This window comes from Nocardia sp. NPDC005825 (assembly GCF_040630175.1).
Classification (GTDB): domain Bacteria; phylum Actinomycetota; class Actinomycetes; order Mycobacteriales; family Mycobacteriaceae; genus Nocardia.
This window is the reverse complement of record NZ_JBEXXC010000005.1, coordinates 65,157-87,324: the sequence shown is the minus strand read 5'-3', so window position 1 is coordinate 87,324 and position 22,168 is coordinate 65,157. Positions and strand designations below refer to the sequence as shown.

Below are 22,168 nucleotides of genomic sequence, written 5' to 3'. Positions count from 1 at the left end.
CTGTGTTCTTCGTCAGCGCCGTGCGGCGGCCCCACTCAAGTAGTGCTGTTCCGCCGGTGTGGTGACCATGAGGGCCGTTGTCATCGTGGCCGGGGTGTGGACCGAGATCGTGTGCGGTGCGTCCGGGTGTTGGACGATCGTCACGTCGGCGTCGGGTTCGTAGCCTGCGGGGATGGTTTCGTAGATGGTGACCACGGTCGCCGATCCCGGGGGTGCCGTGGTGGGGACGCCGTCGAAGACGATCACCGTGGCGGCGGGGCTGGCGAGGCGGCCGGAGACCGCGGTGCCCCGGGAGCTGTGGGTGACCGAGGAGGCCAGGGAGAGGGCGTGGGGGGCGGCGACGTTGGTGACCATGGCCTGCCAGGCGCCGGGGCGGGCGGTGTGGACCACCGCGCCGGCGCCCAGGGCGATGGCGCGGATGATGACCTGCTGGGCCAGTTGGAGGCTGGCGATGATGTCGATGCGGCGGGAGCCGTCGCCGATGAGGGGGACGGCGATGCCGCTGCCGGTGGCGTCGGCGCCGATGAGCTGGCCGCAGCCGGCGGTGGGCATGGTGATGTCGGTGAGGACGTCGACCGGGCCGCGGTAGCCGGAGGGGCGGATCTCCTGGGTGCCGTAGGACAGGATGTCCATGAGGGCCCAGAGTTGGCGGCGGGGAAGTTCCTTCAGGCCCGCCACGGGGGGTTCGCCGTGCTCGTAGGGGGTGTCGTAGCGGACTCGGGCGTCCACCTCGACGATGGCGGCGGGCTGGCCGGGCTTGGCGCCGGGCTCGGGGACCGGCTGCAGGCGGACGGTGACCGTGGTGGCGAGGCTGCGGACCGCCCAGATCTTGGCCAGGCCGTCGGAATTGAACAGCTGCGGATCGATCTGGTAGCTGGTCAGGTGAATGCCGTTGTGCTCCAGGTTGTCCGGGTGCTCGGTGAACTCGGCGACGGGGATGCCGCGGGTGAGTTCGCGCAGGGCGGTGGACATTTCGGAGGTGGTCAGGACCGAAGCCGTGATGCCGTGCCCGGCCAGGCGATTCGCGACCCGGCGGGTGGCGACCAGAGCAGAGCGGAGCGCGCCCTCGGGGCCGCCGCCGCGATTGTCGACCGCCTTCGCGTTGTCGAGCGGGTTCAGCCGCAGCACCAGCCACATGGTGCGATGCGCGATAGCGGGCAACGGGCCCAGGATCTCGTCGTAGAGACGGCCCAGCGGGGCGATGCTGGCCGCGTAGCCGGAGATCACCGCCTCCGTGCTGGCGGTGCGGGTGCCGGTGCTGATGACGTCCACCGAATGCAGCTCGACATCGTATTGGCGCAGGCAGGCCGCGATCTCGTTGAGCGGCAGCAGCTGATCGGTGCTCAGCGAGCCGCGACGCAGCAGGGTCAGCGTGTCCGGCGGCGGATCGATGCGGAGCATGGTGGTCAGCAGGGTGCCGTCCCAGCGCAGACCGCAGCTGCCGCCGTCGGGGAGCGGGACGTCGACCGCGGCGTTCTCGTCGAGATTCGCGCGACGGGCCTGCTGCCAGCGGTAGGTCGCCCAACGGCCCAGCCGCAGACCGATCGGGACGCCGCCCACCGGGATCAACAGGATCAGAGCGGGAATCAGACCGGCCGGGAGCGCACCCCACCACGGGGCCTTCAATGCCACCGCGACCAGGGAGAGCACGACGCCCAACAGCGCGGCCGGAATCACCAGGCGCAGCGGCAGATTCCGCAACAGCCACAGATCGTCCGAACGTAGTTCGGAGGCAACGGCATTCGCGGCAGCCGTCGCGTCGGGCTGCGGCGCGCGCCGCCGGCGAGACCGAGCCTCGGGCTCCGGAGTGCCCGTGCGGTCCGGCTGCGAAGCCGACGGTTGCGGCGCGGCCGGTGGAGCCTGAGGGGCCTGCGGCTGCGGAGCCGGCGGCACCGGCCGCGGCGGCGCGGCGACATTCGAGGTGCGGTGCAGGAAGTCGTCGAACTCGCGCCCGAAACCGCTTCCCCCACTGGAAGAGTGGCCGGGCGCACCCTGCGGTTGGCCAGGGTTGCCTGGCGTTCCGCCCGGATGACCGTATCCCTGGCCAGGATCACCGTGCGCCTGGCCGGGATCACCGTATGCCTGGCCGGGGCCGTACGGCTGCCCCGGATCGCCATACCCCTGGGGTGGACGGCCCTGCCGCTCGCTCCCACCATTTCCGCCCGGCTGATAGCCGCCCGCTCCCCGCGGAAAGTCGTTCACAGTTCAGTTGCCCCTCAGTCGGCGGCCGACGCCAGATTCAGCGAGGTGAGCAGGGTGCTCAACGCGGCCTTCATGTCGGGACCCTCGATGCGCATGAGCACCGATTCGTCCACGGCGCTCAGATCGATGGATTCGTCGTTGGCCAGCCGGAACTCGCGTTCCTCCTCGGCCGCCTCGATCAGGTTGCGGATGAAGCGGCCGTTGCCGGCCACGTCGACCCCGCGGCGCGGTTGCCCGCTCTGATCGGTGCTCTCCATCGTGTAGAGCTTCTGACAGGTGGTGATCAGCGCGGCCAGCGCGTCCTCGGACAGATCCGAATCCCGTTTGGACGCAACGACTTCACCGATCGCACCGAGTTCCTCGGCGGTGTAGGACGGGAACTGGAGCCGCTTGGCGAAGCGGGACGCCAGACCGTCATTGGCGGCCAGGAAGCGGTCGATCTCGCCGTCGTATCCGGCGATGATCACCACCAGGCGGTCGCGGTCGTTCTCCATGCGGGCCAGCAGGGTGTCGACGGCCTCGCGGCCGAACGCGTCACCGCCGGAGAGCCCGGTCTGGATCAGGGTGTACGCCTCGTCGATGAACAGCACGCCGTCCATGGCGGTGTCGATCAGGGCGTCGGTCTTGATGGCGGTGGAACCCAGGTGCTGACCGACGAAGTCGGAGCGCTTGGTCTCGACCACCTTGTCGGTCTTGAGAATGCCCAGGCCGCAATAGATCTTGGCGACCACGCGCGCGATGGTGGTCTTACCGGTTCCCGGCGGACCGGTGAAGGCCAGGTGCTGGCCGCGCGCGGAGCTCGAAAGCCCCTTCTCCGCACGGATCTTCGCCAGCTGCGCACTCGACTGCAGCTTGGCCACCTGGGTTTTCACCGCCGCCAGGCCGATCTGCTTGTCCAGCTCGGCGCGCGCCTGGGCCAGGATCTCCTTGGCCCGGTCCTCGTGCTCGGCGGCCTGCTTCTCCTCCAGCGAGGGCGCCGACGCCGGATCCCAGCGTTCGGTGCGGGCCTCGATCACCTCGCGGGTGGTCAGGGTGATGCGGTAGGTACGGTCACGCATGGCCGCGGTGTTGGCGTCGAAATCCGGTGCCTGCGAATACACCTTCTCGAACAGCGCCTGCGCCTCCTCGGCCGCGCCGTTCTCGCGCAGGCACAGGCCGCGGCAGAACATGGCCGCGGTGCGGGCCGCCGGGATCGGGCCCGCCTCGGCGGCCTCCATGCGGCGGATCGCCTCACCGAACAGGCCCAGCTGCGCGCAGGCTGTGCCGACCATCACATGCGCGCCAGCGGCCAGGTACGGGTCCTCCCAGCTGTCGGAGCCGTTGAGGACGGTCATCACGTCCGGCCAGCGCTGGGTGTTGTAGTGCAGGATGCCGCGCACGTATTTGGCGATCCGGCCGTCGATCTCGAAGTCCGATTCCGAGGCCCGCGCCCGGCGGTGCTTCTCGAGTTCGTCGAGGACCTGTTCGGCCTCGTCGTACTGCTTCTCCGCGATCAGGTGCGCCGCCCACGCCAGGTGGGTCTCGGTGAAACTCGCCAGCGGATAGTCGATGTAGAGGCCCGGCAGGAAACGTCCAGCAAGCGTCCGCGGCGGCAAGCCCAACCGGCGCTGTTCCCGTCCCAGCGAGACGGTGCTGCACTTGTACAGGTTGCTCAGAACATCCGTGGTGACCTCACCGGCGGCGGCCCGGCCCAGCCAGGCGTCGGCCATGGTGGGGTCCCACTCGGTGGCGCGCTGGAACGCCAGTTTCGCGTAGTCGAGGTCCCGGTTCGATTCCTGGCCCTCGATGCTCAACCCCAAGGACAGCACTCCCGCGTCGAAGGCGCGTTGGGCCTGGCGAGTGTCGATCATCCTAGTCGAACCCCGAATTCGTCGAACCTGGTTGGTCTTTCGTTCACTTTCCCCACCCACACCGCACGAATCGCACGGCTGGGGACAGTCGGATACATTATGGTTAACCGCCCTGGGCGGGCAACTGTTGAGAGCTATAGGGGAGCAGTTCAGCAAGTGACAGCACAGTCGATCAGCGGCCCGCGGGCGGCTGAACCCGAATTGTGCCGAGTGTCCGTCATCGGGGGGAATACCCAGCTCGACGTCGGTCTGCCGGCCAACGTGCCGATCGCCGCGTTCATCGGTGATCTGGTGCGTCTCATCGAATCCCGCAATCCCGATCCGATCGGCGGCGATGAGGGTGGCACGCCACTCCAATCGCAGCATTGGACACTGGCCAAATTGGGCCGCGACATGATCGCGCCCAGCCAGACACTCAATGACGCCGAGATCTACGACGGCGAATTGCTGGTGCTGCGCGCGGTTTCCGCGAAGGAAGCGCCCGCGCTGTTCGACGACGTGATCGACGCTGTGTCGAGACTCACGGCCGAGGAGTTCCGCAGCTGGTCGCCGAGCGCGGCCCGCTGGACCGGTCTGGTGGCCGGAGTGTCGGCGGTGCTGTTCGCGGTGCTGCTGGCACTGCTGTCGCGTTCGGACGGCGACAAGTTCGTCGCGCCGCCGCTGCTGCTGCTCGGCGCGATCGGGGCCCTGGTCGCCGGGGCGATCGCCATGCGCAAGTACGCCGACGAGCTGACCGCCACCGTGCTCACGCTGTGCATGCTGCTGCTCGTCTTCGGCGGCGCGGCGCTGGCCGTGCCCGGTTCGCTGGGCAGTCCGCACCTGATGCTCGGCGCGGCCGCGACCCTGCTGCTCGCCGTCGTCGGCTACCGCATCATCGGGGCCGGCGCCGCGGTGGTGTCCGCGGTCGTGACCGTGGTGCTGCTGTCCGGACTCGGCGCCGCCGTGCGCATGATCTGGGACGCCGGAGTGCCGAAAGTGGCTGCGGGCGTTCTGGTCGCGTCGATCGTCGTGCTGTCGATGGTGCCGCGACTGGCCGCCATGCTGGCCCGACTACCCGTGCCGCCGGTGCCGACCGCCGGCGCGGCCATCGACCCGGCCGACCACGAACCCCGCCCCACCATCGAAGGCATCGGCGCGATCGGCGCCACCGTGCTGCCGTCCGCGCACGGACTCGGGCAGCGCGCCCGCACGGCCAATCAGTTCCAGACCGGCATCGTGGTCGGCAGCGCCATCGGCGCCGTCGCCGGTGCGCTGGGCACGGCCGATCCACTGAATTCCGGCCGCTGGCAGGGCATCGCGCTCGCCGTGGTCGTCTCGATCATCCTCTGCCTGCGCGGACGCTCGTTCGCCGATCTCACTCAGGCCGCCACCCTGATCGTCAGCGGCTGCGTCACCTTCATCGGGCTGGCGGTGCTGCTGGCGGTCGCCGACGACGGCATGCCGCTGCTCTCGGCCGGACTGCTGCTGGCTTTCGCGGTGGGCGCCATCGGATTCGGCGTCATCGGCCCGCACGTCGAGGTCACCCCGGTTACCCGGCGCTTCAACGAGATCTTCGAGTACGGCTTGATCTGCTCGATCGTCCCGTTGGTGCTGTGGGTCATGGACGTCTACTCGACGGCCCGGAACATATGATCGCGCGTCCCGGAAACTGGGCGCGAACACTGTGTGCGGCAGCGATTCTCGGCGGTGCGCTGCTGGGGCCGCAGGCCCCGGTCGCGAATGCGGCTGTCAGCCAGCCCAATCCCGACCTGTCCCATCTGGGGGAGGCGCAGGGGCTGGCGGGCAAGCCCGCGCCGCCGGTGCCGACCCAGAAGAACGCCGTCTGCGTGGAACAGTCGCTCAAGGGCGACGCGCCGCGTGACGAACCCGTCGCGCAGAAGGTGCTCGACCTGCCCGCGGTGTGGCGGGCCAATCCCGGCCCGAACCGCAAGGGCGCCGGGCAGAAGGTCGCGGTCATCGACACCGGCGTCAACCGGCACCCCCGGCTGGCGAACCTCCAGGGCGGCGGCGACTACGTCGCCGAAGGAGACGGCACCAGTGAGGACTGCGACGGCCATGGCACCTTGGTGGCCGGCATCATCGGCGCGCAGCCCAGCCCGGACGACGCCTTCGTGGGTGTCGCGCCGGACGCGGAGATCCTGTCCATCCGCCAGCTCAGCGACGCCTACAAGGCCAAGGACTCGGCGGGCGGGGAAACGCCCGGCAGCATGAGCAAGTCCGGCTACGGCAATATGCAGACCCTCGCCGCGGCCGTGGTGCGCGCGGTGAACATGGGCGCCACCGTCATCAATATCTCCGAGGACGCCTGCACCGCCGCGGGCGGCGACACCGCCGACGCGGTACTCGGCGACGCGGTGCGCTTCGCCTTCGAACAGAACGTGGTCGTGGTGGTGGCCGCGGGCAATGTGGACCAGAACAGCGGCTGCGGAACCCAGAACGACACCTACACCGACAGCCGGACCAGCTGGAGCAAGGTCAAGACCATCGCCAGCCCGGCCTGGTTCGACAAGTACGTGCTCCCGGTCGCCTCGATCGACCCCAACGGCAGCCCGTCGAGTTTCTCGCTCTACGGCCCGTGGGTGGGGGTCGCGGCCATCGGCACCAATATCGTCTCGCTGGACAACAAGCCGGGCGGGACCGGACTGGTCAACGCCACCGGCGTCGACTCGGGCCAGAAGGCACTCAACGGAACCAGTTTCGCCGCACCGTACGTGGCGGGCCTGGCGGCGCTGGTGCGGGCCAAGAACCCGGACTGGACCGCGCGGCAGGTCATGAACCAGATCATGCTGACCGCACACCAGCCCGGCACCGGCCGCGACGATCGCATCGGCGCGGGTCTCATCGACCCGGTCGCCGCGCTCACCACCGTGTTCCCGGCGGCCGTGCTCACCGCCGAGACGCCCGAGCTGCCGATCCACGCCGACGCCGACCAGTCCCACGCCTTCCCCAAGCCCGTGCAACCCGCCGGCCCGCCGCGCCTGCCGCGGCTGGTGGCCACCGTCGGCACCATCGTCTGCTTGTCCGCGCTGGGAATCGGTCTCGCCGTGTCGATTCCGTTCCGCCGCCGCAGCAGCGACGACGAGCTGCCCGACCTCGATTAGACGACCGGAGATACAGCCATGGCTACCGAAGGTTTCGTGCGCCGACCCCGCATCGCGCCACCCCGCGCGCCCGGCGGGGAGATGGCGCTGACCGCGCCGCCGGAGATCCCGCGGCCGGTCGCCGCGCCCCTGATGGCCAAGCTGATGCCGGTCGTCATGGTGGTCGCCATGATCGGCATGCTCGCCATGATGAGCCTCATGGGCCGCTCCATGCTGTCCAACCCGTACATGATGATGATGCCGATGATGATGATCATGTCGATGGCAGGCATGCTCATGGGTCAGCGCGGCAGCAGCAAGAGCTCCTCGGAACTGAACGAGGAACGCAAGGACTACTTCCGCTACCTCGACCAGACCCGCCGCGAAGTCCGGCGCACCGGGCAGAAGCAGCTCGAGACGCTGATCTGGAGCCACCCCGAACCGGCCGACCTGCCCTCGATCGTCGGCTCGCGGCGCATGTGGGAGCGGCGGCCCGCCGACCCCGACTTCGGGCACGTGCGGGTCGGCATCGGCACCCACCGGCTCGCCGCCAAGCTGGCGCGGCCGGAGACCGGACCGCTCGAGGACCTGGAGCCGGTGTCCACCGTGGCGTTGCGTCGTTTCGTGCGAACGCATTCCGTGGTGCACCACCTGCCGACCGCGGTGTCGCTGCGCGCCTTCCCCGCCATCAATGTGGAGGGCCCGGTCGAGGACGCGCGCGGGCTGGTGTGGTCGATGCTCATGGAGCTCACCGCGTTCCACGGCCCCGACCACGTCGCCGTCGCCATCGTCACCGCCGAACCCGACTGCGAGGCCTGGGCGTGGGCGAAATGGCTGCCGCACGTCCAGCATTCGAGCGAACGCGACGGCATGGGCGCGTCCCGCATGATCTACGGCTCGCTCGGCGAGCTGGAGACCGCGCTCGCCGACGACCTGCTCGAGCGCGGCCGGTTCATGCGCAACCCGCAGCCCACCCAGGGGCGGCTGCACCTGGTCGTCATCATCGACGACGGATACGTCAGCGGCAGTGAGCGTTTGATCAGCGAATCCGGTCTGGACGCGGTCACCGTCATCGACCTGAGCTCCGCCGAGAACAGCCTGGCCGCGCGCCGCGGACTGCAGCTCGTCGCCACCGGCGGCGAGGTGTTCGCCAAGAGCGCGGCGGGCACCGAGAAGTTCGCCAACGCCGACGCCGTGACACTGGCCGAGGTGGAGTCCTTCGCGCGCAGCCTGGCCCGCTTCCGGATCGCCACCGCGGCGCAGATCGTCAGCCTCGGCGACAACACCACCGCCAGCGACCCGGGCCTGATGAACCTGCTCAAGATCCCGGACGCCGCGCAGATCGACCCCGCCAAGGTGTGGCGGCCGCGCGCCGGGCGCGAACGACTACGCGTGCCGATCGGCATCACCCCCGACGGGACGCCGGTCGAGATCGATATCAAGGAATCCGCCGAGAACGGCATGGGCCCGCACGGCCTGTGCATCGGCGCGACCGGTTCCGGTAAGTCGGAATTCCTTCGCACACTGATCCTTTCGATGGTCACCACGCACTCGCCCGACCAGCTCAACCTGATCCTGGTCGACTTCAAGGGTGGCGCGACCTTCCTCGGCATGGACCCGCTGCCGCACGTGGCGGCGGTCATCACCAACCTCGAGGAGGAGCTCGAGCTCGTCGACCGTATGCGCGACGCGCTCGCCGGTGAGATGAACCGGCGTCAGGAACTGCTGCGCTCGGCGGGCAACTTCGCCAATGTCGTCGAGTACGAGAAGGCGCGCGCGGCCGGCGTGCCGCTGGACCCGCTGCCCGCACTGTTCGTGGTCATCGACGAGTTCTCCGAATTGCTCTCGCAGAAACCGGATTTCGCGGACCTGTTCGTCATGATCGGCCGACTGGGCCGGTCGCTGCACGTGCACCTGCTGCTCGCCTCGCAGCGGCTCGAGGAGAACAAGATGCGGGGCCTGGACTCGCATCTGTCCTACCGCATCGGTCTGCGCACCTTCTCGGCCAACGAGTCGCGCGCGGTGCTCGGCATCACCGACGCCTACCACCTGCCCGGTATCCCGGGTTCCGGTTACCTCAAGAGCGACGCGTCGGATCCGTTGCGGTTCAACGCGACCTACGTGTCCGGGCCCTACGTCGCGCCCCGCTCGGCGCGCCAGGCCGCCGACGGCACCACCGTCGTCGAGGCGCCGCCGCGCGAATTCACCGCCGCCATGGTCGAGATCCTCGAGCAGCCCGAACCGGAGAACCCGTTCGATCCGCTCGACCTGCTGCCGCCCCCGCCGCCCTCCGGTGACGAGGGCCTGCCCGACAGCCTGCTGCAGACCGTCGTGAAGCGCCTGACCGGGCACGGCCGTCCCGCCCACGAGGTGTGGCTGCCGCCGCTCGAGGAATCGCCGACCGTGGACATGCTGCTGCCGGATCCGGACTGGCGTTCGCCGGTCAACCGGCACGGGCAGCTGTGGATGCCGATCGGCATCATCGACAAGCCCTACGAGCAGCGCCGCGACGTGCTCACCATCAATCTCGCGGGCGCGCAGGGCAATGTGGCCGTCGTCGGCGGTCCGCAGTCCGGCAAGTCGACCACGCTGCGCACCATCATCATGTCCGCGGCGGCCACCCACACGCCCGAACAGGTGCAGTTCTACTGCCTCGACTTCGGTGGTGGCTCCATGGCCGGTCTGGTCGGGCTGCCGCACGTCGGTTCGGTGGCGGGCAAGCTCGACTCCGACCGGGTGCGGCGCACCATCGCCGAGCTCACCACCCTGCTGCGCGAACGCGAGGAGCGTTTCGCCGGGCTGGGCATCGAATCCATGGCCGAGTTCCGGCGGCGCAAGCACGCCGCGCAGAACGCGCCGCAGTCCGACGACCCGGTGCTGGGCGACCGTTTCGGCGACGTGTTCCTGGTCATCGACAACTGGCAGGTCGTCCGCGAGGAATTCGACAGCCTGGAGCCGCTGGTCGGACAGCTTGCCGCACAGGGTCTTTCGTACGGCATCCACGTGATCCTGGGCGCCAACCGGTGGGGCGAGATCCGGGCCTCGGTCAAGGACATGATCGGTACCCGCATCGAACTGCGCCTGGGCGACCCCTCGGACTCCGAGATGGGCCGCCGGGTCGCGGTCAACGTGCCGCTCAACCGGCCCGGCCGCGGTCTCACCGCCGACCAGCTGCACATGCTCATCGCCATGCCGCGCCTGGACTCCGACACCAATGCCCAGAACCTGGCCGAGGGTGTGGCCGCCGCGCGCACCGAGATGCAGGCCATCTGGGGCGAGCGCCGCGCGCCCGAGGTCCGCACCCTGCCCGGCAGCGTGCCCCGCGAGCAGATCCTGGAACTGGCTCGCCGCCACGGGATCCAGCAGGGCCCGACCAAGGTGGCCATCGGCATCGGCGAATCCGAGCTGCAGCCGATCGTGCTGGACTTCGCCGCCGACCCGCACTTCATGGTGTTCTCCGAGGTCGAGTCCGGCAAGACCACGGTGCTGCGCAACATCATTCGCGGCATCGCCGAGAGCTCCAACGCCGACACCGCGCGCGTCATCCTCATCGACTACCGCCGCACCCTGCTCGGGGTCCTGGAGGGCGACCAGCTCGCCGGATACTCCACCTCCTCGCAGACCTGCGGCGGCATGATCAAGGAAGTCGTCAACTACCTGTCCAAGCGCATCCCGGGCTCCGACATCACCCCGCAGCAGCTGCGCGACCGGGACTGGTGGACCGGCCCCGAGATCTACGTCGTGGTCGACGACTACGACATGGTGGTGGCGGGCGGAAATCCGTTGGGCGCGTTGATCGAACTGCTCCCGCAGGCTCGCGACATCGGCCTGCACGTGGTCATCTCCCGCAATATGGGCGGCATCTCCCGGGCCCTCTACGACCAGGTGCTCGGCTCGATGAAGAACCTGTCCGTCCCCGCGCTGCTCATGAGCGGCTCCCGGGACGAGGGCAAGCTCATCGGCGACATTCGCCCCATGCGCCTGCCCCCCGGCCGCGGCATCCTCTGGTCCCGCTCCCGCGGCGACGAGATGATCCAGATCGCCGACCTGCCCGCGCTGTAGCTCAGGTGGTGGCCGCCGGGCCCGGCTCGGCGGTCACGCCCGGGTGCGGGCGGAGGTAGGGGTGCTGGGTGAGCGTCCAGGTGGGGGCCGAGGCGGGATCGATGGTGAAACGGGTGGTTTCGCCGGCGGCCAGGGTGAGGGGCGGGCGGTCCAGGTCGTGAGACCAGGCCGAGGTCGGGCGTTCGAACAGGGCCCGGGACGGGCCGGTCGCCTCGGGGCCCGCGATGCGCGCGAGACGGAAGCCCGCGCGGCGGTAGTAGGCGTGCAGGCCCTGATTGGTGGTCCAGGCGTCCAGGCGGACCCAGCCGCGGTGCCGGCGGCGGGCCAGGAGCGCGGCGTGCGCCAGCAGCGCTTCGCCGACGCGGATTCCGGCGAAACGTAGATCGACGATCATGTAGTGGATGATCACGGCGTCGGCCAATTCGCCGGGGGACCAGAGGTTCTCGTCGGCGCGGTCGTTGACGGTGATGGTCCCGGCGGGCTCGCCGTCCACCTCCGCGATCCAGGTCTCACCGCGCCGGACCGCGTGGGCCACGGACCGGACGAAGGTCTCGATGGGGAGACCGCGTCCGGCCCGCGTCCACTGGTCACTGCCGCGTGCCGCCAGCCAGCTGGTGCGCTGCAACCGGAACCGGGTGATGGTCCCCAGATCCGCGACGCGGGCCCGACGCAGGTGCGGTTTCATGGCGAACCGGGTAGCAGGGAATTACCGAATGAATGAGAATTACCGGTCGGAAAGGGCGCGCCCAGAGTTTTACGAATAATGTCCGTTCCTTCGTCATCGCCCAATTCGTATGCCAATCGGTTGCGGGCCGCAGTGGAACGATGACGGGTCACTCGAGTGACGCGATCATGATTGGCCCCGATGCGCAAATGATCGAGAAGAATGGTGCCTGGACCGATGCCCAATAAGGCCGCTTCCTCGGCCGTGGCGGGACGGGAAACGACCGTGTCGCGGTGTGCCGTCTCGGCGTAACCACGGTCGGCGAGGCGCCGCGTCGTCCCCTCGGGGATATCGTGCGGCGCGTCGATTCCGGTGGCCTCGGCCAGATCTCGCGGATAGAAGCTGACCTCCCATGACCACGGTTCGTTGTCCAGATACTGCATGATAGTGCGCGAAACGACCCATTCGTCGCGCGCCACGCCCAGCCAGTGCGCCACCTCCTGACTGGCCGGTTCCATTCTCGCGCTGAACTGTTTGGACGGCTCACGACCGGCCGCGCGCGCGATCTCCGAGAAGATGTCGTGGGCCGCACGCGGCCGATCAGGCCGAATGTGATTGGTGACAACGGATTCCAGGACCTCCTGGCTGCGCACGATGGTGCCCCGGGAAGTCGCTGTATAGATCAAATTTTCGGCAACCAGGAGTTGAATCGCATTGCGAGCCGTCGTAATCGAGACCTGCATCTGATCGGCCAACTCATTGTGACTCGGTAGTCGATCGCCCGGTTCCCACTTGCCGGCGCGGATCTCCTCGCGGAGGAGGTCTGCGATCCGTTGGTATCTCGGACCGTCCGCCATCTCGCTCCTCGGTTGTTGCTTCAAGGGTTGGAAGTCTACTCCGGTAGTTCTACTGCCGTGTAAGGCTTGACAGCAGCATTCTGAGGTTTATTGTAATGAACGTCCTGAATGCGGTGTTGTTATACGTCGAACGCGAGGCAACGTGGCAGGTTCGGAGACATCAAACACGGTCGTTGTGGCATTGCCCGACGTGTCCTGTTCCTATGTGGACTTGGAGGCGCAGCCACTGGCTTCCGGCCTATTGCCGACCTCCGACCTACTCCTGCGCGCTTGTCGCGGTCACCGGGTCATCGGCGGACCCCTGTTGTGGTTCGCCCACGATCTCGCGGTGCTGCACGAGCGGCGAGTGGTCGGGCGCGGTGGTATCGGCCCGGAAACCGATCCGACCTCGATCATCGAAAACAAGCGTCGCCGAATCGAATTGGTCATGGCCATAGACGATTGGATCGTGCGCTCGGTGCCCCAGCATCGACTGGGTGCGACCTTGCACACGGAAACAGTCGGATCGGTCATCGACCGGCTCGCGGACGCATCAGTGAGAGCGCATCACGCGTTGATGACCCTTGACGCCAATGATGAAATGCTGCACGGCGCTTGGCACCATTTAGCCGAATTGTCGGACGCCTACGACGATCTCGTGCGAGATGTTCTCGCCGGGCGTCGCCGGCTGCCCGCCTGGTAAACAGCGAGACCGATGCGCGGTCCGGGCCCGAGGGTGGCCCGGACCGTCATCTTTGCGTTTCCGCGTATACGGTTGGCACGATCATTGAGTTCGACCACAAGGGGAGTTGTGGACAAGCTGCAAGTTCGTGCGAGAGTGGCTGCGCTACTGGCGATTACGGCACTCGCCATCGGGGGGTGCGGGCCGGACCCGGGACCCGCCGCCGAAACCGTCGACCTGGGCAAGCTGGACACCGGCAGCTACGCCACCAAACCCCAGCAACTGGTCCCCAAGGACCCGGCCCGCATGAGCCGCAACCTGGAAGCCCTGCGCCTCGCGGATGCCGTGCCGTTGCCGCAGCAGATCGATCCGGCGCTGACCCACAATCTGGGCGGGGTGCACACCTTCATCGACGTGAAGGCCTTCGGCAACAGTTCGCCTTTCGCGTCCTTCGACAATGACGCCTTCACCGCCGCCACCCCCGGACTGGTCGCCGGATTCGGGACCGCGGCGGCCTCCAACGCCGACACCAAGAACCTCGGGTACACGCTGCGGCACTCGGTGATGATCTTCGAGAGCGATGCCGCCGCGACCGCCGCGGCCACCGCGCTGTCGGGGATGCGCTTCGACACCATCACCAATCCGGATCCGTTGCAGTCGAACGGGTATCCGGGCGCGCGGGTGGTGTGGATTCCGCAGTTCCAGGCGCTCTCGTCCTGGTACGCGACCGGCCGGTACGTGATCGGCGACGTGGTCAACCACCACGAGAACGTGGAGCTGAAGATCTCCGACCCGAACGTCATGCTGGCGTTGTCGGACAAGGCGATCGGCGTGACCATCGAACGGCTGAAGGACTTCCGGCCGACTCCGGTAGACCAGCTCGCCAACCTGCCGATCGACCCGCAGGGCATCCTGAAGCTGACCCTGATCCGTCCCGACGGTGATCAGACGGCCTTCGCGCTCCAGGGCACGCTGAGCCGGGACGCCGCACTGCACCGGGAGGACGACCCGAACGAGGGGCGCGCGCTGTTCGACAAGTACGGGGTCGACTTCATGGGGTTCGGCGCCGGGCGGCTGGTCCGGACCCGGGACGCCGCCGCGGCCGAGGAGTTCGTCGGCGTGGAATCCGTTGGCCGCGCCTGGCATCGGATCGACTCCCCGCAGGGGCTGCCCAACGCCCGGTGCGTCAAGTACCAGGGACCGGTCGCGTTCCAGTTCCCGTACCGCTGCATGGTCGCCTACGGGCGGTACGCGGCCGAGGCGTGGTCGCAGCAGCCGCAGGACGTGTATCAGCGGATCTCGGCGCAGTACGCCATTCTCGCCAACGACAAATAGGGGTAGTCGTGAACAAGATCAATCGGCGTAGGGCCGTATTCGCCGCCACCGCTACCAGTTTCAGCCTGGTGCTCGCCGGGTGCGGGGGCACCGTCTCCGGGTCGCCCGCCGCGGGCGAGATCGACATCCGCACCCTGGCCATCGGCAACTACCCGACCACGCCCATGGACTTCCGCGCTTCCTACGATCACTCGTTCCGCGACGGCAGCGCCATCGCCGTCGCGCGGCTCGGCGACGCCGTGGTGAGCGGCGCGGACATCGAGCCGCGCTTCGGCTACACGGCGCTGGCCCGGCCCGAGACCGGCTTCGCGATCGCGCAGGCCGCCAAACCGGTGCTCGACGCCAATCACCTGATGCTGGCCTACTCGACCACCGTCAGCGACCACTCCCGCCTCGAAACCCTGTACATCGACCACAGTTCGGGCAATGCGAGCCCCTTCGAAGGCTGGGAGAACGATCCCACCGCGACCACCCTCAACGTGACCGTGATGCAGTTCCCCGACGAACAGCAGGCGCGGGCCGCCGCCGAAGGCATCGAGTCCGCCGACTTCGCCGTCGCGTCCGCCGACAACGTGCGGGTGAGCCTGGACAAGTACCCGGCCGCGAAAGCCCACTGGCGGCCCGGCATTCCCTCCATGGCGGCGACGGTGTCGCGCGGCCAGTACGCGATCAATATCGCGGTCCGGACACCCCAGGCGGAGATCGACGCCCTGAAAGCACTGGCCACCAAGATCATCGACGCTCAGCTGCCGCTGCTCGACAAGACGCCCCCGCTGACCGCGCGCGAAATCCTCTACCTCGACTACGACCCCGAGGGCATGCTACGGAGGACCCTGCACCCCGCCGACTATCCACGACCCGGACAGGACGAGGCTGTGCGAACGCCCCGCGGCTACCTGCACACCGTCGACAACCAAGGGCCGTGGAAGCCACTGCTCGACGACAACGGCGTCGACCTGACCGCCACGACCGTCAAGGGCGCGTTACTGTTCCGTGCCCGCGACGCGAAAGCCGCGACGAACCTGTGGACGGGCATCAACGGGCTCATCCAGGGCACGACCGACGCACCGCCCGGCGTGCCCGGGGCGACCTGCGCCGAGAATCCCAGCCCCAACCGCACCAGCTACTCCCAGGCCTGGAACGCCACCGACCGCTACGTCTGCACTCTGCACTACGACCGCTACGTCGCGCGCGTCGCCGGGGCCCAGCTCCTGGACGCCCAGCAACGCGCGGCCGCACAGTACGCGCTGCTCGCCAAGGCCCAATACCTGTAGCGGGCGGCTACTTCGGCAGCTTCGAGACCGCGTCGGCGAGGAGCTTCGCCGCCTTGCCGCACGCGTCCGGAGCGGCCGACTGATCCGACACCTGCAACTTCAGCTGCTCGGCATTGCCCTTGTCCGTCGGGCGCACCAGGTAGGCGATATTGCAGTCGTTCGGGGTGCGGGCCCCGATCACATAGGTGGTGTAGTCGCCGGTCTGCACGGCCTCGTAGGCCCAGTCGCCCTGATCGGGGCGGGACTGTTCGACCAGGTCGACGCGCACCCAGCCGTTGGGGCCGACCACCGCGCACGCGTGCGGCGAATGCTGACGGTCGGTGACCTCACCGGTGATGTCGTGAATCGTGCTGTCCTGCAGCAGGGAACACGGGTCCACGCGCAGGACCGACGTCGCGGCGGCCTTACGCTGCGGGACCACCTCGGTCAGGTGCTCGGCCACGGCCGCCAGCGCCTGCTCGGCGGCGGTGCAGGCGGCACCGGGCTGGGCCGCGGGATCCAGCTGCTCGGCCGACATGCGCAGCGGGACATCACCGGCCGACTTGGCGACCAGGACCGTGTCGCACTTGTTGTCGGCCGCGCCCGCACTGAGGATCGTGCCCCAGCTCGCGGTGCGCGTGGTCGGCTTCAACTGGTCCACGCCGATCGCGGCATCGGGAATGTCGAGGGTGTAGTGGACCTTTCGCTGCGACGAATCGAGCACCGTGGTGGCACAGCCGCCGGGCTGGGCCTCCGGATCACCGGTACGGGTGCCCAGCTTGCCTGGCAGCGCCTTGTCCAGGACCGCGCAGGTGTCCAGCAGTCGCAGCTCGGCGGCCGTCAGATCCAGGGACGAATCCGTGCGCGCCTGCGCGTGACCCTCGGTATCCGAGGCGCGAACCAGGCCGATCACCGTGCCGCCCACCACCACGACGCCGGTCACGGCCGCGGCCGCCAAGCCGATGGTGCGGCGGCGGCGATCCGCCAAGCGCGCCAGCTGATCCCGGTAACGGGTCTCCTGCTCACCGCTCGAGGCCCACCACTCGGCGTCGGTGCGATGCGCCTCCAGGAAATCCAGCACCGGCTGCGGCCAGGCCGACTCCCCGGGAATGCGCTCCGCCTGCTCCAGCAGCTGGCGCGCCGACGGGCGATGCGCCGGATCGGCCGACAGGCAGGACTCGACCAGCTTGCGCAGCGCGTGCGGAACCGCCTGCAGATCCGGTGCCGCCGACATGGATCCGGTCGCGGCCAGCACCAGCAGCATGCCCACGGCGTAGATGTCGACCGCCGAGGTCACCGGCTGGCCCTCGGCCTGCTCGGGCGCCAGATACGCGGGAGCGTCGGCGGTGGCCGCACCGTCCTCGCGGGCGCGCGTGATGCCGAAATCCACCAGGCGTGGGCCCTCGGTGGTCAGCAGCACATTGCCGGGCTTCAGATTGCGGTGCACCAGAACCGCGCGGTGCACCTCCAGCAGCGCGGTCGCCAGGCCCGTCGCCAGCATGCGCAGACCCGGCACCGGCAGCGGGCCACAGCCCGCGATCACCGTCGCCAGATCCGGCGCGGGCAGGTATTCGGTGGCCAGCCACGGGCGTTCGGCATCGGCGTCACTGTCCACCACCGGCGTGAACCAGGAACCGGTCAGTTGCTTGCCGGTCTCCAGCTCCCGCTGCAGGCGGGCCCGGAACTCCATGTCCACCGGCTGCGAGCGGTGAATCTGCTTGACCGCCACGAGCTTTCCGGTCGGCGTCCGACCCAGGAGCACCCGGCCCAGCTCACCCGTGCCGACCACCGCGATCATGTGGTGCGGGCCGATCCAGCGCGGATCGTCGGGCAACAGCGCCTTCATCGGAGATCCGCCGGGTTCGGCGCGAGCGGGCAGGGTGCGGCGGACAGGCCGCGGACAGTACGCATCCAGGTGTACTCCGAGTTCTCGGGGTCGGCCGCGAGGAATTCGCCGGACAGGGCGGCAGCGCGATCGAGCCACAAACTAGCACCCGTTCGAAGCCGTGTCATGCGCAGCCACCCGCCCGCCGCCACCGTCACCGCGGGGTCGAACGCCCTGCCGCCGAACCGCTTCGGAACCGGTCCCTGCTCAGCCCCGATAGTGCCGGTGGTCGGCGCCGAAATCATCGGCGACCGTGGCCGCCAGCTCCACATAAGCGCGCTTGACGGGCTTGCTCAGGCGATGCAGATCGATCTCCGCGCCCTCACCCAGGTGGGCGTCGTACGGGATGATGTGGACCGCGCGGCAACGCGACAAGAAATAGTCGCGCAACTGATTGATCCCGACATTCGGGGCACCCGGGCGGGGCAGGTTGATCACCACCACCGCATTGCGGACAAGATGGTCGTGACCGTGCAGCGACAGCCAATCCAGCGTCGCCGCCGCACTGCGCGCGCCGTCGATCGCCGAACTCGAGATCAACACCAGCGAATGCGCCAGATCCAGCACACCCGCCATCGCCGAATGCATGAGACCGGTACCGCAGTCGGTCAGGATGATGTTGTAGAAGCGCTGCAGAATCCGCGCCACCGCGCGGTACTCCTCCTCGCTGAACGCCTCCGACGCCGCCGGATCCCGCTCACTGGCCAGCACCTCCAACCGGCTGCTGCCCTGCGAGGTATGCCGGCGCACGTCCGAATACCGCTGAATGTGCTCGTCCAGCAACAGATCCCGCACCGTCGACCGCGTCTGCAACGGCACCCGCTGCGACAGGGTCCCGAAGTCCGGGTTCGCGTCCACCGCGATCACCCGGTCCCCGCGAATCGACGAGAAGATCGAACCCAGACCCATCGTGGTCGTCGTCTTGCCGACGCCGCCCTTCAACGACAGCACCGCGATCCGATAGTCCCCGCGCACCGGCTGCCGGATCCGCGCCACCAACTCCTGCAGGCGGCGCTCCTCCGCCGACATGCCGGGATTGATCGCGCCACCGGACATATGGTGCACAGCCCGTCGCCATCCGGAGCCCGGAGCCTTCTTCGCCCGGCGCAACGGAACATCGTCCAGCGACGGCGCGGGACCGCCGGCGTACCCGGCCGGGCCCCGAGCGCCCTGCGGGGGACCGGCCTGAACCGGAGCGCCGTACTGACCGGGCACACCGAATCCGGGCTGCACAGAACTCATCCCGTACTGCCCGGGCAGGTGGCCACCCGGCTGCGCGTTCACCTCACCCCAGACGGGCGCGTCCGGGCCGGGCTGTCCCGGGAAACCGGGCACTGTCGGCTGCCCCGGAACGCCAGGCGCCGCGTACGGGCCGGGCCCACCCGGGTAGCCCTGCTCCGGCCCGGGTGCGGCCCAAGGCATCTGCCCACCCTGCGGTCCATCGGCCCCCGGACCCCACTGCGACTGCGCGGGAGCGCCGTCGCCCGGCATACCCGCGCCGGGCGGAACCATCCCGTCGGCCCGCGGCCCGTTGAATCCGGCGGCCGCGGCCTCGGACATCGCGGCATTCGACCACGGGTTCGCGTCAGCCCCAACACCATCGGGACCCTGCGGAGCCGACTGGGATGCGAACGGACCCGCCGGGAAACCCTGCGACGGAGTCGGCGCCCCGGAATCGGGCAGTGGCGCGCTGACCGGATGCCGACCGCTCAACCCGGCCGCCGCGGCCTCGGACAGCGGCGCGCTCGCCCAAGGATTCGCGTCCGGATCCTCGGCCTCCGCCGGTTCCGGACCGTCCGCCGAGGGGTGTTGTCCGGGCAATCCCGGGGGCATACCCGGAATGTCGGAATCCTGCCCGATGGGAGCGTTCGACTGCGGTCCGGCCTCCGTCTGCGGGCCGTTCGCCCACGGATTCAACTGCGGCGGAACGGGTCCGGCCGGGAATCCCTGGTTCGGCGGCATCGGAGGAGCGCCGGAGTTCGGGGCCGGCGGCAGGTGCTGCGCGCTGGGGAAAGGACCCGGAGCAGGCGGCAGGTGCTGCGCGCCGGGGAACGGTCCCGGCGGCGGTGGTAGCTGCTGGCCGGCGTCGGCGGACTGCTGCCGGCCACCCGGGACCTGCGGCAGCGGGCCCGACGCCGGTGCGGAAAGGCCGGGCGGGGCGGGCGGAATGTCGAGGCGCGGGCCGGCGGGCGGCGTGACCTCCACCGCGCGATGGCGGCCCGGCGTCATCGCCTGATCGAAATCCGCCTCCGGGTCGGAGGTCTCGCCTGGAGCGGCACCGAGTTCGGCCAGCTCCGCGTCGAGCAGCTCGTGCGCGGCAGCCGTCGTATTCGGCACGGGAGGAACGTCATTGCCGGAGCCCGGGCGATCGGCCGAGGTCGGCTTCGGCATGCCCGGCGCCGGCAGCGGCTCCGGTCCGCTGGTGTTGGCACCCGATTCGGGGGCGGGCGGCAGCGGCCGGCGAGTAGTCGGATCAGCGGGCGCGATGACGCCGGACCCGGTCGCGTCGAGATCGCCCGGAGCCGGAGGCAGCGGCGGCTGCGACATCTTCGTGGTGACCTCGGCCGGATCGGCCGCGAGCGGCGTCGGCGCCTGGTCGTCATCGGTGAGATCACCCGGTGCCGGGGGCAGCGGCGGTCGCGCGGCACGAACCGCGGGATCGATTGCCGCCGCGGCCATTTCGCTCGGAGACGGCGGCAGCGGCATCCGCGTGGTCGGATCCGCCGGGGGACGGGCGGGGGCGGCGGCCTCCGGGGTACCCGCGGTCGCCGGGCCCGCGAGGGACGCGCCCGCGGGCTGCGCGCCGATCGGCGTTGCCGGTGCTGCGGGCGGCGTCGGCGGCGCGGAGAACCGCGGGCCCGGCGGGGGCGTCAGCGGACCCGAAGGAGGGCCCGGCTGAGCGGGTTCGGGCGCGACCGGCGGCTGCGTGAAGGGCGATCGGCCATTGGGCTGGGGAGCCTGCGGGGCCTGGGCGACCGGCGCCGGGCTGTCGGGCTGCGGCGACTGAGGCGTCGGGCCGACGGGCGGCTGCGTGAAGGGCGCCTGGCTGTGGGGCCGGGGCGGCTGAGCGGCAGGCGGCTGCGTGAAGGGTCCCTGGCCATTGGGCTGGGGAGCCTGCGGCGCCTGGCCGGCGGGCATCGGGCCGTTGGGCTGCGGCGACTGAGGCGTCTGGCCGACCGGCGGCTGTGTGAAGGGCGCCTGGCCGTTCGGGTGGGGTGCCTGGCCGTTGGGAGGCTGGTGGGACGGGGTCCGGCCGTTCGGGTGCTGAGGAGCTTGGCCGTTGGCGGGCTGGTCGGCCGGGTTCTGGCCGATGGGGTGGCGGCCGGAGGGGGAGGACGGCGGGGTCGGCTGGGCGCCGTTGGGGTGCGTGCCGTTCTGGGGGAGGTTGAAGTGGGTGCCGGGGTCGCGGGTCGGCATCGGGGTGGGCGGAGTCGGCTGCTGGGTGCGCGACACAGGGGCCGGTGCGGACGTGGGAGCCGGGGTCCGGGGGAGGGGTGCGGCGGGTTCGGCGGGCGAGTCCTTGCGGGGCTTGCGGCGGCCGAAGAGGCGGCGGCCGCCCTTCTCCTCGGGGATGAGGTCGTCCTGGGGCAGGTTCTCGACGGGGGCTTCGTATCCGGTGTCGGTGACGTCGCTCTCGGAGAGCCAGGGCGGGAGCATCGGGAGTCCGTCGTTCTCGCGACTCACATCTACCCCCGGGTGCCTCGATCTATCGTGCAGGACACGGCGTAGTTTAGCGATTCCCGGCGAGTGCGTGCCCGGCGTATACCGGCCGCTCGCGGCGGGGGCGTGGCCCGCGCGACCGGGGAGGGGCACGTCACGGCACCCGTATTTGGCCGGATCTGGGGCGACGGGTAAAGTAGGTCGCTGGTGACTTACATAGTGGCTGTGGCATGTCTTCGTGCCGCCTCCAGTGAGTATGTCACCGGGTTGGCCACAGTGCACCAGCAATCCACCGGTGCGCCTACGAAACTCATGGCCGACCTGCCGTAATGAGCTTGAACCAACCAGGTTCAGCCTAACCGGGATCGCGGAGGATATGGCGAAGAAGGAAGGGGCCATCGAGGTCGAGGGCCGGGTTATCGAGCCGTTGCCCAATGCGATGTTCCGGATCGAGCTGGAGAACGGGCACAAGGTTCTGGCCCACATCAGCGGCAAGATGCGGCAGCACTACATCCGCATCCTGCCCGAGGACCGCGTCGTCGTGGAGCTCTCGCCCTACGACTTGACCCGCGGCCGCATCGTCTACCGCTACAAGTGAGTCGCTCCTCGCGGGAGCGCATCAAGACTTCCGGGGCGATAAGCCCCGGGTTTCCCCGGTC

At 69.5% G+C, this 22,168-nt stretch carries 13 protein-coding genes; 7 read left to right on the top strand and 6 right to left on the bottom strand.

Annotated features, from left to right (window positions below):
• Positions 1 to 12: 12 nt before the first annotated feature.
• Both eccE and eccA read right to left on the bottom strand, forming a co-directional pair.
• Positions 13 to 1,701 carry a type VII secretion protein EccE gene (eccE, locus tag ABZ382_RS15615; protein WP_357088958.1) on the bottom strand — a complete coding sequence of 563 codons (1,689 nt, stop codon included), beginning with the start codon at positions 1,699 to 1,701 and terminating at the stop codon, positions 13 to 15.
• A 515-nt stretch (positions 1,702 to 2,216) separates the two neighbouring features.
• Positions 2,217 to 4,052: a type VII secretion AAA-ATPase EccA gene (gene eccA / locus ABZ382_RS15610; protein WP_357088955.1), complete on the bottom strand. Its 1,836-nt coding sequence runs from the start codon at positions 4,050 to 4,052 to the stop codon at positions 2,217 to 2,219.
• A gap of 210 nt (positions 4,053 to 4,262) precedes the next feature.
• Between eccA and eccD the strand changes: the two genes are divergently transcribed.
• Genes eccD through eccCa form a run of 3 tightly spaced genes read left to right on the top strand, consistent with a single transcriptional unit; the run spans position 4,263 to position 11,194 of the window.
• Complete coding sequence (eccD, locus tag ABZ382_RS15605) at positions 4,263 to 5,684, top strand: type VII secretion integral membrane protein EccD (protein ID WP_357088953.1); 1,422 nt, start codon at positions 4,263 to 4,265, stop codon at positions 5,682 to 5,684.
• The gene (gene mycP, locus ABZ382_RS15600) at positions 5,681 to 7,153 is read left to right on the top strand and encodes a type VII secretion-associated serine protease mycosin (RefSeq protein WP_357088951.1); all 1,473 of its coding nucleotides are present in this window, start codon (positions 5,681 to 5,683) and stop codon (positions 7,151 to 7,153) included. Before eccD ends, mycP begins: the two co-directional genes overlap by 4 nt.
• 18 nt (positions 7,154 to 7,171) lie before the next feature.
• The gene (gene eccCa / locus ABZ382_RS15595; protein WP_357088948.1) at positions 7,172 to 11,194 is read left to right on the top strand and encodes a type VII secretion protein EccCa; all 4,023 of its coding nucleotides are present in this window, start codon (positions 7,172 to 7,174) and stop codon (positions 11,192 to 11,194) included.
• Between the two features lies 1 nt (position 11,195).
• Here eccCa and ABZ382_RS15590 read toward each other — a convergent pair whose 3' ends face one another.
• The gene (locus tag ABZ382_RS15590) at positions 11,196 to 11,879 is read right to left on the bottom strand and encodes a GNAT family N-acetyltransferase (protein WP_357088946.1); all 684 of its coding nucleotides are present in this window, start codon (positions 11,877 to 11,879) and stop codon (positions 11,196 to 11,198) included.
• A complete protein-coding gene (locus ABZ382_RS15585; protein WP_357088944.1) occupies positions 11,876 to 12,739 on the bottom strand; it encodes a GntR family transcriptional regulator in 864 nt (287 codons plus the stop codon). Before ABZ382_RS15585 ends, ABZ382_RS15590 begins: the two co-directional genes overlap by 4 nt.
• A gap of 151 nt (positions 12,740 to 12,890) precedes the next feature.
• Here ABZ382_RS15585 and ABZ382_RS15580 point away from each other — a divergent pair, with 151 nt between their 5' ends.
• The 3 genes from ABZ382_RS15580 to ABZ382_RS15570 all read left to right on the top strand — a co-directional run bounded on the left by ABZ382_RS15580 (position 12,891) and on the right by ABZ382_RS15570 (position 15,985).
• The gene (locus ABZ382_RS15580; protein WP_357088942.1) at positions 12,891 to 13,397 is read left to right on the top strand and encodes a DUF4254 domain-containing protein; all 507 of its coding nucleotides are present in this window, start codon (positions 12,891 to 12,893) and stop codon (positions 13,395 to 13,397) included.
• Between the two features lie 135 nt (positions 13,398 to 13,532).
• On the top strand, positions 13,533 to 14,711 hold the full coding sequence (locus ABZ382_RS15575) for a hypothetical protein (protein ID WP_357088940.1): 1,179 nt from the start codon (positions 13,533 to 13,535) through the stop codon (positions 14,709 to 14,711).
• Between the two features lie 8 nt (positions 14,712 to 14,719).
• A complete protein-coding gene (locus tag ABZ382_RS15570; RefSeq protein ID WP_357088938.1) occupies positions 14,720 to 15,985 on the top strand; it encodes a hypothetical protein in 1,266 nt (421 codons plus the stop codon).
• A gap of 7 nt (positions 15,986 to 15,992) precedes the next feature.
• Here ABZ382_RS15570 and ABZ382_RS15565 read toward each other — a convergent pair whose 3' ends face one another.
• Entirely contained in the window at positions 15,993 to 17,810 is a 1,818-nt protein-coding gene (locus tag ABZ382_RS15565; protein WP_357088935.1) for a serine/threonine-protein kinase, read from the bottom strand.
• 246 nt (positions 17,811 to 18,056) lie between these two features.
• The gene (locus ABZ382_RS15560) at positions 18,057 to 21,533 is read right to left on the bottom strand and encodes an AAA family ATPase (RefSeq protein WP_357088933.1); all 3,477 of its coding nucleotides are present in this window, start codon (positions 21,531 to 21,533) and stop codon (positions 18,057 to 18,059) included.
• Positions 21,534 to 21,885: 352 nt separating this feature from the next.
• Here ABZ382_RS15560 and infA point away from each other — a divergent pair, with 352 nt between their 5' ends.
• On the top strand, positions 21,886 to 22,107 hold the full coding sequence (infA, locus tag ABZ382_RS15555) for a translation initiation factor IF-1 (RefSeq protein ID WP_040804562.1): 222 nt from the start codon (positions 21,886 to 21,888) through the stop codon (positions 22,105 to 22,107).
• Positions 22,108 to 22,168 lie beyond the last annotated feature (61 nt).